7 protein-coding genes are annotated in these 13,430 nt (G+C 71.9%); 6 read left to right on the top strand and 1 reads right to left on the bottom strand.

Annotated elements, in window-relative coordinates:
* The first annotated feature begins 1 nt into the window (after position 1).
* From ACFPIJ_RS56890 to ACFPIJ_RS56875, 4 genes are all read left to right on the top strand, one after another.
* Positions 2-364 carry a CU044_2847 family protein gene (locus ACFPIJ_RS56890; protein WP_380127921.1) on the top strand — a complete coding sequence of 121 codons (363 nt, stop codon included), beginning with the start codon at positions 2-4 and terminating at the stop codon, positions 362-364.
* Entirely contained in the window at positions 361-4,560 is a 4,200-nt protein-coding gene (locus tag ACFPIJ_RS56885; RefSeq protein WP_380127920.1) for an AAA family ATPase, read from the top strand. Before ACFPIJ_RS56890 ends, ACFPIJ_RS56885 begins: the two co-directional genes overlap by 4 nt.
* A 183-nt stretch (positions 4,561-4,743) precedes the next feature.
* Positions 4,744-5,247: a TolB family protein gene (locus ACFPIJ_RS56880; protein ID WP_380127919.1), complete on the top strand. Its 504-nt coding sequence runs from the start codon at positions 4,744-4,746 to the stop codon at positions 5,245-5,247.
* A 73-nt stretch (positions 5,248-5,320) separates the two neighbouring features.
* Complete coding sequence (locus ACFPIJ_RS56875) at positions 5,321-5,446, top strand: hypothetical protein (RefSeq protein WP_380127918.1); 126 nt, start codon at positions 5,321-5,323, stop codon at positions 5,444-5,446.
* 48 nt (positions 5,447-5,494) lie between these two features.
* On the opposite strand, the gene ACFPIJ_RS56870 is transcribed toward ACFPIJ_RS56875, so the two are convergent.
* Complete coding sequence (locus ACFPIJ_RS56870) at positions 5,495-5,698, bottom strand: DUF5988 family protein (protein WP_380127917.1); 204 nt, start codon at positions 5,696-5,698, stop codon at positions 5,495-5,497.
* Between the two features lie 850 nt (positions 5,699-6,548).
* On the opposite strand from ACFPIJ_RS56870, the gene ACFPIJ_RS56865 reads away from it, so the two are divergent.
* A complete protein-coding gene (locus ACFPIJ_RS56865; RefSeq protein WP_380127916.1) occupies positions 6,549-9,545 on the top strand; it encodes an ATP-binding protein in 2,997 nt (998 codons plus the stop codon).
* Positions 9,546-9,819: 274 nt separating this feature from the next.
* The coding region (locus tag ACFPIJ_RS56860) for a beta-ketoacyl synthase N-terminal-like domain-containing protein (RefSeq protein ID WP_380127915.1) at positions 9,820-13,430 on the top strand (3,611 nt) is incomplete at its 3' end.

Below are 13,430 nucleotides of genomic sequence, written 5' to 3'. Positions count from 1 at the left end.
GATGGCGAGCGTGATCGGGCCGCGAAGAGTGGTGCGGTACGAACTGGAGGACGGTTCGCAAGCACTCTTCGAGATCCAACCCGTGCCGGGGTTCGAGGACGCGGCGGGTCCGGACCGAGCGGTCGGAATGGTCCGCGACGCGACGCGGCAGGCGTTGCGAGCGGCGACGGAGGTCCTGCAGCAGGTCCGAGCGCACGGGCCGCAGGAGGTCGAGGTCAAGTTCGGCCTGAAGGTCAGCGGAAAGGCCGACTGGCTGGTCGCGTCGGCGGCCAGCGAGGGCAGCTTCGAAGTGACGTTGAAGTGGACCCACGCCGCCACGAGCGGAGCTGATACCGACCAGCCGGACGAGGTGCCCGGCACGTGAACGCACCAGCGCGACCGACGGCGGCCACGTGGACGTTGGGCGTCCACGATCAGCCGACAGGGTTCGCACCCATAGGGACGGCGCTGGCCATCGGGCCGCGACTGGCCTTGACGTGCGCCCACGTCGTCCTCGACAACAGCGGAAAGCAGACGTCCCCGCTGTTCGTGTCCTTCCCCAACGTTCCGGCGGCGTGGAAGCGCCGATGGGAGGTTCGCCAGGTCGAGCTCGACGTGGACGACTGGCAGGTCGCCGACGTGGCGCTGCTGCACCTGGCCGAGGACGCACCACCGGGTGCGCAGCCGCCGCGGTTACGGCTGCTGGAGCCGGGAGCGCTGGTCGGGCGCCGGTGGTGGGCTTTCGGCTTCCCGGGCGGCAACCGCCACGGCAACGAGGCGGACGGGACCGTCGGTGCGCCGCTGGCCAACGGCTGGGTCCGGTTGGACACCGGATCGCGGTTTCCGGTGGAGCGCGGCTTCTCCGGCGGCGGGCTGTGGCTGCCCGACTACCAGGCGGTCGCCGGGATCGTCGGGCGGGCGCTGGTCAGCGCCCAGCAGGAGGGTGACGCTCAGGCGCTGACCCTGGCCCAGGCCGACGTATTCCTGCCCGACGCCAAACTCCGGGTGCTGTCCGGCTGGTCGCCACCCGACGCCGGCCATGCCGCGATGGCAGCATGGGGATGGCGGCTGGACACCGACCCCGAAGCAGGCCAACACTGGCGACCCCGCGGGCGTGGGGTGATGACCGACCACGATCCCGGCTTCCGGTTCACCGGCCGTCGCGCGGCGCTCCGGCAGATCGTCGCCTGGCTCGACCGCGACGCGACAGACCGGCGGGTGCTGGTGGTCACCGGTTCGCCGGGCGTGGGCAAGTCAGCGGTGCTCGGGCGGGTCGTGACGACCGCAGACCCGGCGCTGCGGGCGCAGCTCCCGTCCGGTGACACGGCGGTGCGGGCATCGGTCGGCTCCGTCGGCTGCGCGGTCCACGTCAAGGGCAAGACCGCCCTCGACGTCGCAGCCGAGATCGCCCGCGCGGTGGGCGTCGCCCTGCCGGAGCGGATCGAGGACCTGCTGTCCGCCGTCCAGGAACGTCTGGCGGCAGAGCCTGGCCACCGGCTGAACATCGTGATCGATGCGATCGACGAGGCGAGCAGCCCCGCCGACGCACGGCTGGTCCTGGCCAGAGTGGTGCTTCCCCTCGTGCAGGCATGCGGTGACGCCGGAGTGCAGGTCGTGTGCGGCAGCCGGCGGGGCGACGCGGCCGGGGAGCTACTGAGCGCGCTCGCCGGGGCCGCGGTCGAAATCGACCTGGACGACCCCGCCTACTTCGACCTGGTCGACCTGGAGACGTACACCCTCGCATCGTTGCGGCTCCTCGGAGCGGAGCGGCCCGGCAACCCATACATGGACGCGACGACGGCAACACCCGTCGCGCGGCGCATCGCCCTGCTCGCCGAGCCGAACTTCCTCATCGCCGGTCTCGAGGCGCGGCGTCGCGGCCTGTACGACGACGTCGCGGCCCATCCCTCGACACTGACGCTGACCGCGACCGTCGACGCCACGCTGCACGCCTACCTGGAGCGGCTCCCGGCCGTCGACGGCGTCGCCGCCCGCGAACTGCTGACCGCGCTCGCCTACGCAGAAGCACCCGGCTGGTCCAGCGAACTGTGGCACACCGCCACCGTCGCCCTCGGCTGCGGCGTCGGCGCCGTCCAACTTGACCGCTTCGCCCGCACGGCCGCCGCCGCGTTCCTGATCGAGACCAGCGGCAACCGGGACGCTTCTGTCTTCAGGCTGTTCCACCAGGCCCTGAACGACGCGCTGTTGCGCGGCCGCGGGCCTGGCGGCATGCAACTGGATGAACTGCAGATCACCACTGCATTCCGCCGGCTCGGTGCCAGCACGGACTGGGCCGATGTCGACACGTACCTCCTTCGCTCACTGGCTGGCCACGCCGACCGGGCCGGTCGCATCGACGATCTGCTCGCCGACGACGACTACCTCCTGCACGCTGACCTGTTGCGGCTGCTGCGGCCGGCGAACCGCGCCACCACCGAACACGGCCGGCAACGAGCCAGACTGCTGCACCTCACGTTGCCCGCGGTGAGCGCCGGCCCAGCCGAACGCGCCGCGATGTTCAGCATCACCCAGGTCCTCGAACAGCTCCCGGCAATGATTCCCCGGACAGCCGCCCCGTATCGAGGACGCTGGGCCGTCGCCCGCCGACGCACCGAAGTCCGCGAGCTTCACGGGCACTCCGGACCGGTGTACGCGGTCTGCGCGGTGCCGGTCGACAACCATGCCCTCCTGGCCACCGCCGGCAAGGACGGGACGGCGCGGCTCTGGGACCCTGCCACCGGCACCGAACTTCGGCGATTGGCCCCGTATCCCGGGACGTTGCAGGCAATGTGCTCAGTGCCGGTGAACGGTCGCACCTACCTGGCCACCGCCAGCAAGGACGGGACGGTGCGGCTCTGGGACCCGGACACTGGGACCGTGGTTCGGCAGCTGACTCCCAATCCCGCAGCGTCGCAGGCGATGTGCGCGATACAGGTCGATGGACACGATCTCCTTGCAACGGCTGGGGTCGGCAAAATTGTCCAGCTGTTCGATCCGGCCACCGGCATGGAACTGCGCCGGTCTGATGGTCCTTCGTGGCGAGTAAGGGCCATGTGCGCGTTGCTGGTCAACGGCAGAATCCAGTTGGCGATTGCCGGCGACAACGCCGTGGAATTCTGGAACCCGGCCGCCGACACCCGACTGCGCCGGTCCGCCAGTCCCGACGGCGCCTGGAGCCTCTTCCTCCAAGATCTCTCCACCGTCTGGTTGGACCCGTTCGCGCCACGTCCGACGTTGCAGGCCATGTGTGTGATGCCGGTCGACGGACGGCACCTGGTCGCCACAGTCCTCAGCACGGGGACGGTAGAACTCTGGGACCCGGCCACCGGCAAGAAACTCCCCCGACCCGTCGACCCCGTCCCTCCCAGCCACCCCCGCGACCCATTCCAGCGGCCACCGGCGGTGAAGGCGAGGAAGGCTGCCTGCGCGGTGCCGGTCGATGGCAAGACCTTGCTGGCGATCACTGGCACCGCGGGAAGGGTGCAGCTCTGGGATCCTGCCGCAGGTGTGCAAGGCCGACAGATCGCCCGTCACATCGGATCGGTCGATGCGGTGTGCACGGTGGCCGTCGACGGGCAAACCCTGCTTGCCACCGCTGGCAGCGACCGCGCGGTTCGGCTTTGGGATCTCGATTCCGCCGCCGGTCGCGGCCAGCCCGCACACCGGAGCGGTTCGATGGAAGCGGTGTGCACTGTGCCATTCGACGGGCGGGCCGCGCTGGCTACCGCCGGTCCGGCAGTGCGCTTGTGGGATCTCGCCACCGGCGCGGAGCTGCGCCGGCTGGCACATCGCACCGGCCGCGTGCACGCCGTATGCACAGTGCCGGTCAACGGCGAGGCACTGCTGGTCACCGCCGGCAGCGACCGGACGGTGCGGCTCTGGAATCCGTCCACCGGCACCGAACTGCACCAGCTCACCCGCCATACCCGACCGGTACGGACGATGTGCACGTTGACCGTCGGCGGACAGTCCTTGCTGGCCACCGCGACCGACGCCGGAATCGTGAGGCTGTGGCACCCGGCCACCGGCGAGCTGCAGCACGAGATTGCCGGCAGCCCCGGCCACCTGGAGGCAATGTGCGCGATGCCGGCTGGGGACAGCACCTTCGTGGTCACAGCCGGGGAGATCGGGACAGTGCACATCTGGGATGTGGCGGGCAGTCCTCGGGTGCGCCACCTCACCGGCAACACAGGCCTGGTCTACGCAATGTGCCCGGTGCCGGCCAACGGGCGAACGCTGCTGGCCATCAGCAGCGAGAATGTCTTCGCAGGTCCGGGCAGCAGAACGGCGGTGCGGCTGTGGGATCCGGTCACTGGTGCCGAACTGCGACGGTTCTCCGGCCATGCCGGCACCGTCAAGGCCATGTGTGCCCTCCGCATCGAGGGACGCACGGTGCTGGCCACCGCCGGCGACGACCGGACCGTGCGCATCTGGGACGTGGAGTCAGGCCGGATACTTGCGGTCATCCCCGTGTATCACGCGGCCACGGATTGCACGTCCACCGCCACCGGGCTTGCCGTGCTCCTGGACGCGGGCCTGCTCGTCATTGACCTCGGCGCGCTGCCGTCAACCAAACGGTAGGTCCTGCAGCAGGCACGACGCGCTTCGCTGTCGTCACCGCGGATACCGCCCCACCACCTGAGGTGGCCTTTTCCGCGGGCCGGTCGGGGAGCTGAGGTTTCGTGCGAGGAACCGTTCAGGTGCAGCGCGGTTGCGCCGACGGTCTGGGCGTCACACGGACGCGACGGACCGCAGGGGGCACGGATGAACCGCAGCACGATCACGACGACGCTCGCACTCGCCGGGTTCGCCGCCGCTGCCGGGCTCAGCAGCCTGATCGGCGCGACCGCCGCGCACGCGGCGCACACCGGCACCGAGGTCTACGCCCGCGCCGGGGTCATCTACGCCAGCACCGCCGGTCACGAGACCCGCCTCACCGAGGACGAGGTCAACGCGGAGCCGGCGCTGTCCCCCGACGGCAAGCGCATCACGTACACGCACAACAACACCGTCTGGGTCATGCGCGCCAACGGGGCCGGCAAGCACCAGGTCAGCGACCGCACCGCAACCGCACCCGCCTGGGCACCGGACAGCACCCACATCACGTACACCGCGACGTCCTGCACCGGTGCTCCCGGCACGTTCCGCGTGGGCCTCGCCGGCGGCACCGCCTCCGAGGCGGTCCTGCCCGCCGCGTGCCGCGACCAGGACACTCCCCAGGTCGGCTACATCACCGACCAGCCCGGCGCGCAGCCCGCCACGATCTGACGGCGGATCGCAACACCCGATTGCTGCGCCGCGGACACCCGTTCCGCACCGAACGGCCGACAGACTTCTCGGCATGGTGGTGATCAGCAGCTGGCGCCCGGAAGACCGGCCGCAGGGAACGCTCGACGTGGCCCGCGAGTTGGTCACCGTCTGGATCGTGCATCTGCAGCGGTCCTACCGGATGATCCGGGACGCCTGACGGCGCTCAGGCCGCGTCAGATGTCCGGCGACGCTGAAGGTGCCGGCCCTATTCGGCGATCCGGGTGCGGGTGGTCCAGCGGAAGACGGCGAGACCGTCGGTGGTGCGCTCGCTGGTGCGCTCGAAGTGTTCGTGTCCACCGCAGTATTCGAGCTTGACCTTCTCCGGGTCGCCGGTGAGCTGGAGCGTGCGCTGATCGGGCGTCAGATCCTGCGGACCGCCCGTGAGCAGTATGAGGACGTTGTCGGTCACGGTCACACCTCCGTCGGCCGGCAACCGGGAGTGATTGCCGTCTCATCCGACGGTAGGGGTGCCCGGAGGCCTCCTCAGCCCCTAAGCCACCCTGGGAACGTCCGGACCGGACCGGTAGGGGTCAATAGGGGGCTGGATACGGGTTGGACCGTCCACCCCCTTGCCCTAGCCTCCTCGGGGTGAGGCCGAACCTGTGTGTCCATCGTGGAGGAGGCAGGTGCGCGACGAGCGAGCACGACACTGCCGGCAGCCGCCTCGCACCAAGTCCACGCAGGCAACTTCAACGGGCGCATACCCCGACCAGATCGGCGTCGAACCCGGGCGCGAATCCCGCAAGCGGCCCGATATGGACACCCCTGTGTATACGAATCGTAACGTAATCTTTCCCAGATGATGGAAAGCGGCCGCATCCGCCGAGCTACTTTATACTGAAATCCGAGGGTGGATTCCGCACATCACCTGCACATTCACACCGACATTGGCATTACCCCTAAACATCGGCAGAATTATCCAGCCTGATCATCGGGCCGGCACGGTGCGCGGCCAGGCGCCGCATTCCCGGTCCGGCGTCCCGAGGGCCTTCCTCACCGGCCGCTGCGGGCCGGGGCCGGTCATCCGCGCGCGCGTCGTTCGGTGTCGATTACTGCCGGCGTGGCATCCCGGCCGCCGCAGACGTGACCCAGACGTATCGTCACAGCAGGTGAGCCGCCCAAACCCGGGGACCGTGGCCGCCGAATCACGCGCCGCGGCCCGGCGTGTCGCGCAGCGTGCCGCGATGTTCACGACTATTCCTTGCCATCAATATGGTCGCTGTATATATTGACCCAGGCGGATCAACGGGCGATAACCCATGCGTATGACGTCGTCCCACGAACCAGAGCACCACCGACTCGACTCAGCCCGGCCCTCGGGCGATGCCCCCGGGGATCGCGGGCTTTGCCACGGTACGGCCGATGTTCTGGGTTTGGCTACGGGGGAGGCAACAATGAATCATTCCACGGGGGCGCTGGTCGAGAGGGATGAGCACTTAAACGTACTGAAGGATCTGTTGTCCGCATCCGTCCGGGGACAGGGCCGGGCCGTCATGCTCACCGGCGCCTCCGGCAGCGGCAAGACCGTCCTGCTGAACCGTCTCGCCCAGCTCGCATGGGAGGCCGGCGCCAAGGTGGTCACGGCCGTGGCCTCGCATGCCGAGCAGTCGCTGCCGCTGGGCGTGATCGGGCAGCTGGCCCACAGCGCCGGGCTGCTGGCCGAGAGCGACTCGCCGGTCGCGGGACTTCTCGAAGAGGCCATGTCCGCCCGCTGGGACAGCACCGATACGGAGCAGGCCCGCGACGCGACACCGGCCCGGAAACTGCACGCGCTGTGCATGGCGCTGCTGAGCCGGGCCGCTGACCAGCCACTGCTGCTCTACGTGGATGACGTGCATCACGCCGACCCGTCGTCCCTGCAATGCCTGTCCTACCTGATGCGCCGGATTCACACCGCGCGGATACTCGTCGTCCTGGCGGCGATACCGCAGCTCGCGCCGGTCCATCCCATGCAGTACGCGGAGCTGCTGCACAGTTCGTCCTCCGTCCCGCTGTCACTGCGCCCGCTGACCCGTCAGGGCATCGGCCAGGTGCTGGCACAGCTCCCGCAGCCCGCCGACCGCGGCCTGGCCGCGCAGTACCACGCCATCACCGGTGGCAACCCGAGACTGGCCACCGCGCTGGCGGACGACTCGCTGCGGCGCATCGACCACGGCGCGGAAGGCGCCCGCACGGTGGTCGGCGAGAAGTTCATCGAGGCCGTGCGCACCTGCCTCTACCGCAGCGAGCCGCCGGCCCTGCCGGTGGCCCGGGCCCTCGCCGTGGCCGGGCAACCGACCGAGCCCCCGGTGCTGGCCCGCCTGCTGAACATCAATGAGGAGATGGTCCGGTGCGCGCTGTTGACGCTGCGCCGGGTCGGCCTGCTCGCCGACGGCACCTTCCGGGATCCGCGGATCCGCACCGCCGTACTTGCGGGCATGCTCCCCGACGAGAGGATGGACCTGCACCGGCGGCTGGCGAGCGCCAGCCACGCGGCCGGCGAGCCCGCTATCGTCGTGGCCCGCCATCTCGTCGACGCAGACCGGGTCGACGAGGCATGGGCGGCGCCCACCCTGCACGAGGCCGCCGATCAGGCCCTGGCCGAAGGCCGGATCGAAGACGCCATCAGCTTTCTGGACTCCGCCTGCACGGCCAGTGTCGACGATCGCCAGCGGGCCGAGGCCACCTCGGCGCTGACCCGGATCGAGTGGCAGACCAACCCCGCCGACGCCGCCCGCCGGTTACCGGAGCTGGTCGCGGCCGTGCGGGCCGGCCTGCTGGTGCGCCGGCACGCGGTCGCTTCGGCGGCGCACCTGCTCTGGCACGGCCTCATCGACGACGCGGTGGACGTGATCCTCATGATCAGCGCGGCCGAACAGATGGAGCCGGAGTTCGCCGCCAGCCTGAGCGTGCCGCTCCTGCTGCTCGCCTACCTCTTCCCCGGCCACCTGGACCGGGTCCGCGGGCCGTGGGAGAGCCTCGCCGCCCGCGGGCTGATGCCGCCGCCGTGCCGGCCGTTGCAGGCGGCGGCGGAGCTGACGGCGCTGGCCGCCCGGAGTCCGCACGGCGACGCGGTGGCCGCCGCCGAACAGGTCGTGCACAACACCCGGGTCGATCATGAGGCGCTCGGACCGATCGCGATCGCGCTGCTGGCGACGATCTTCGCGGACCGGATCGGTGCCACGGGCACCTCGCACTACCCCGTGCTGCACCGCGCTGCCGGCCGCCGGACGCCGACCACACACGCGCTGGTGTCCGCGATCCTCGCCGAAGGCAACCTGCGCCGCGGCGACCTCGCGGCGACCGAGGAGCACGCCCGGCGCGCCCTGGACCTGATTCCGGCGAAGGGCTGGGGGGTGGCCGTCGGCGCGCCGCTGTCCGACCTGGTCATGGCCACCACCATCTCCGGCGCCTACGACGCGGCCGAGGAGTGGCTGTCCGTCCCCGTTCCCGCGGCCATGTTCGACACCCCGTTCAGCCTCAAGTACCTGCACGCGCGGGGCACCTATTACCTGCGGACCAACTGCGTGCGGGCCGCGCTCATCGACTTCCAGGCCTGCGGGCGGATGATGGTCGCGTGGGACCTCGACCTGCCGGAGCTCGTGCCCTGGCGCACCGAGCTGGCCAGGGCGCACATCGCCCTCGGCCGCGCTCAGCACGGTCGGGAGCTGGCCCGTGACCAGCTGAGCCGCCTGCCGCAGCACAACGTGCGGGAGCGCGGGTCCGCGCTGTGGGTGCTGGCCATGGCCAGTGATCCCGCCGAGCGGCTCACGCTGCTGCAGGAGGCGGTGATGCTGCTGCGGGCCAGCGACGACGAGCTGTCGACGGCCTACGCCATGGCGGACCTGGGTGAAGCCCTGCACCGGGCCGGCGACGTCGACGCGGCGCGGGCGACCTGGCAGACGGCCCGCCGCCTGGCCCGGCGCAGCGACGCCGGGCCGCTGCTGGACCGGATCCGACCGATCATCGGCACCGACGATCCGGAGGAGCCCTCGGCGCCGGATGCGGCCGGCGGGTCCCGCCCGGACCTCGCCGCGGCCGTCGCCCTCGACGGGCTCACCGACGCCGAGCGGCGGGTGGCCGCGCTCGCGGCGCTCGGGCACACGAACCGGGCGATCGCCACCAAGCTCTACGTCACGGTCAGCACCGTCGAGCAGCACCTGACCAGGGCCTACCGGAAACTTCAGGTGAGCCGACGCGCCGACCTGCCCACCGGCCTCATCGACGACGGCGCCGCGGAGCGCTTCCCCGACGGCAGCGAGGTCAGCGCGGCTTGAGCGGTCGGCGGGCACGGTGCGGACGGTCCCGCTGACTGGTGGCACCGCCGAGACGCCGGGCACGACTGATCGGGCTGCGCGGCCAGGCACTGTCCATGTTCGACGGCACGGCGCGTCCGCGTACCCGTGAATCCTGTTCTTGATCTTGCTCTTGCTCTTGGTCCGGCACCGCTTTAGGCGGCGGCAAGGCCCGGTCAAGCCCGGACGGCGACCCTGGTGAGGGCCGGCGCGGGACACAGCGACGGCCACCGTGCAAGCGTAAGGGGCCGACACGATGACCGATGCGCACCGGCAGCCGACCGACGAGCCGATCGCGGTGATCGGCATGGCCTGCCGGTTGCCACAGGCCCCCGACCCGGATGCGTTCTGGCGTCTGCTGGCCGCCGGCGGCGACGCCGTGACCGACGCACCCACGGACCGCTGGCCCGTCGAACGGCTCGCCACCGCGGAGCCCGGGGCACGTCGTGGCGGCTACCTGACGGACGTCGGCGGATTCGACGCGGGCTTCTTCGGCGTCTCACCGCGCGAGGCGCTCGCGATGGACCCGCAGCAGCGGCTGATGCTGGAGCTGGCCTGGGAGGCGCTGGAGGACGCCGCGATCGTCGCCGGCGACCTGCGGGACAGCGCCACCGGTGTTTTCGTGGGCGCCACCTGGGACGACTACGCGACACTGACGACGGCACCGGGCCCCGACGGTGCCTCCCCCTATGCCATGACCGGCGTGAACCGGGCCATCATCGCCAACCGGGTGTCCTACACGCTCGGCCTGCACGGTCCCAGCATGACGGTCGACGCCGCCCAGGCCTCGTCGCTGGTAGCCGTCCAGCTGGCCGCGGCGAGCCTGCGCCGCGGCGAGTCCACGATGGCGCTGGCCGGCGGCGTCAGCCTGATCCTGACGCCGGACAGCACGCTGCGGGCCGCGGCGTTCGGCGGACTCTCACCGGACGGGCGCTGCCACACCTTCGATGCCCGGGCCAACGGCTTCGTCCGGGGCGAGGGCGGCGCCGTCGTCGTGCTCAAGCCGCTGGCCGCCGCGCTGGCCGACGGCAACCACGTCGTCTGCGTGCTGCTCGGCGGAGCGATGAACAGCGACGGCGGAACCGACGGGCTGACCGTCCCCAGCCGCAAGGCCCAGGCACACGTCATCTCGGCCGCCGTTGCCCGCTCCGGGCTCGACCCCGCCGACGTGCAGTACGTCGAGCTGCACGGCACCGGCACCCGCGTCGGCGACCCGATCGAGGCCGGCGCCCTCGGCGACGCGCTCGGCGCGGCCCGACCGGCCCGCGACCCGCTGATCGTCGGCTCGGCGAAGACCAACGTCGGCCACCTGGAGGGCGCCGCCGGCATCACCGGCCTGCTGAAGGTGGCGCTGAGCATCCGGCACCGGGAGTTGCCGCCGAGCCTGCACTTCCGCACCGCCAACCCGGAGGCCCGGCTCGACGAGGCGGGCCTGTCGGTCCGGCTCGGGCACGGGCCGTGGCCGCACCCCGGGCAGCGGCTGGTCGCCGGGGTCAGCGCGTTCGGCATGGGCGGCACCAACTGCCATCTGGTCCTCGCCGAGGCACCCCGCACCGAGACGCCCGCCGCCGAGCCCTCCTCGCCCCGGATCGCCACCGCGCTGACGCCATGGGTCCTTTCCGGGCAGACCGGTGCCGCCCTGCGGGCCCAGGCCGGCCGGTTGCGCTCCTGGGCCGACCGCTACCCGGACCTCGCCCCCGGCGACGTGGGCCGGGAGCTGGTCACCTCGCGCAGCACCTTCGCCCATCGTGCCGTCCTGGTCGCCGAGGACCTGCCGGGTCTCGCCCAACGGCTGGACGCGCTGGCGGCCGGCGAGGACGCCGAAGGTCTCGTGGAGGGGGCCACCGGCCCGGGCGAGGTCGCCTTCGTCTTCCCCGGGCAGGGCTCGCAGTGGCCGCTGATGGCCCGGGAACTGCTCGACACCTCCGCGGTGTTCCGTGAGCAGATCGCGGCGTGCGCCGCCGCCCTGGAACCGCACGTGGACTGGCGGCTGGCGGAGGTGCTGCGCGGCAGCCCGGACGCGCCGCCGCTGACGCGGGTCGACGTGGTCCAGCCGGTGCTGTTCGCGATGATGGTCTCGATCGCCCGGCTGTGGGAGTCGTTCGGGGTCGTGCCCAGCGCCGTCGTCGGCCACTCGCAGGGCGAGATCGCCGCCGCGCACATCGCCGGGGCGCTGTCGCTGTCCGACGCGGCGAAAGTGGTCGCGCTGCGCGCCCGCGCCCTGGCCACGATCGCCGGCAGTGGTGGTATGGCGTCGATCCCCCTGTCCGCGGCCGACGTCACGGCCCGAATCGCACCGTGGGGCGACCGCCTCACCGTCGCCGCGGAGAACGGGCCGTCCGCCACCGTCGTCGCCGGCGACAGCGCGGCCGTGGACGCCCTGGTGGACGCCTGCCAGGCCGAGAACATCCGGGCCCGCCGCGTGCCGGTCGACTACGCCTCGCACTCGCCGCACGTCGAGGCGGTCCGGGAGCGGCTGCTGCGCGACCTCGCCGACGTGACGCCGATGTCGGCGCCCATCGCGTTCTGTTCGACGGTGACCGGCGGGATGCTCGACACCGCCCGGCTCGACGCGGGCTACTGGTACGACAACCTGCGCCAGCCGGTCCGGCTGGAGGCGGCGGTCCGATCGCTCGCCGCGGCGGGGCACCGGGTGTTCGTCGAGTGCAGCCCGCACCCGGTGCTGGTGGCGGGCGTGCAGGAAACCGTCGGCGGTCTGGCGGGCGATGCCGAAGACGACGCCGAGCCGCTGGTGGTGAGCTCGCTGCGCCGCAACCACGGCGCCTGGCAGCGGATGCTGGACGGGTTGGCGCAGGCGTACACCCGCGGGGTCGGCGTCGACTGGCGTGCGTTCTTCGCCGGGCGCCCGGGAGCCCGGGTGCCGCTGCCGACGTATGCGTTCCAGCGCCGCGACTACTGGCCTTCGGTGTCGGCACCGGCCGCGGTCGGCCCGGCGCTCCCGGTCGGCGTGCCGGAGCCGGTGGCCGACGGGTGGGCGGACCGGATCCGGGTCATGCCGAAGGCCGACCGGGACCGGCGACTGCGGGAGCTGGTCCGGCGCACCGTGGCCGTCGTGCTCGGCCACGCCGCGCCGGAGGAGGTCGACCTCGGCCGGGCGTTCAAGGACCTCGGCTTCGAGTCGGCCGCAGCGGTCGAGCTGCGCGACCGGCTGGCGAGGATCACCGGACTGCGGCTGCCCAGCAGTCTGCTCTACGACAACCCGACGCCGGCGGCACTGGTGCGCCACCTGCGGGCGCGCGCGCTGGGCGAGAGCGGCACCGCGGCCGACCACCACGCCCGCGGCGCGGGCGACGGCAGCGACCCGATCGTCGTCGTGGGAATGGCCTGCCGGTTCCCGGGCGGCGCGGCGTCACCGGAGGCGCTCTGGGAGCTCGTCACGGCCGGCGGGGACGCGATCGGCGACTTCCCCACCGGCCGCGGTTGGGGCGACATCCACGACCCGGACCCGCAGGCACACGGCAAGACCTACGTCCAGCGGGGCGGCTTCCTGCACGACGCGGACCGCTTCGACGCGGAGTTCTTCGGGATCAGCCCGCGGGAGGCCCTCGCCATCGACCCGCAGCAGCGGCTGCTGCTGGAGACCTCGTGGGAGGCGCTCGAACGGGCCGGCATCGATCCGGCGTCGTTGCGGGGCAGCCGCACCGGTGTGTTCGCCGGCTGCATGCCCTCCGGTTACGGGCCGCAGCTGCACGAAGCGCCGGAGCAGCTCGGCGGTTACCTGCTGACCGGGACCTCCATGAGCGTCGCGTCGGGCCGGATCGCCTACACGTTCGGTCTCGAGGGCCCGGCCGTCACCGTCGACACCGCCTGCTCCTCGTCGCTGGTCGCCATGCACCTGGCCGGTCA

It is taken from the genome of Dactylosporangium cerinum, from assembly GCF_042653625.1.
Classification (GTDB): Bacteria; Actinomycetota; Actinomycetes; order Mycobacteriales; family Micromonosporaceae; genus Dactylosporangium; species Dactylosporangium cerinum.
The sequence above is the reverse complement of the archived record's forward strand: the minus strand, read 5'-3'. Positions and strand labels throughout refer to the sequence as shown.

What these genes read in the sequence shown, in the direction of transcription:
- ACFPIJ_RS56865 (WP_380127916.1), top strand. Translation starts at nt 6,549, where the DNA reads ATGCGTATGACGTCGTCCCACGAACCAGAGCACCACCGACTCGACTCA.
- ACFPIJ_RS56875 (WP_380127918.1), top strand. Translation starts at nt 5,321, where the DNA reads ATGGTGGTGATCAGCAGCTGGCGCCCGGAAGACCGGCCGCAGGGAACG.
- ACFPIJ_RS56880 (WP_380127919.1), top strand. Translation starts at nt 4,744, where the DNA reads ATGAACCGCAGCACGATCACGACGACGCTCGCACTCGCCGGGTTCGCC.
- ACFPIJ_RS56890 (WP_380127921.1), top strand. Translation starts at nt 2, where the DNA reads ATGGCGAGCGTGATCGGGCCGCGAAGAGTGGTGCGGTACGAACTGGAG.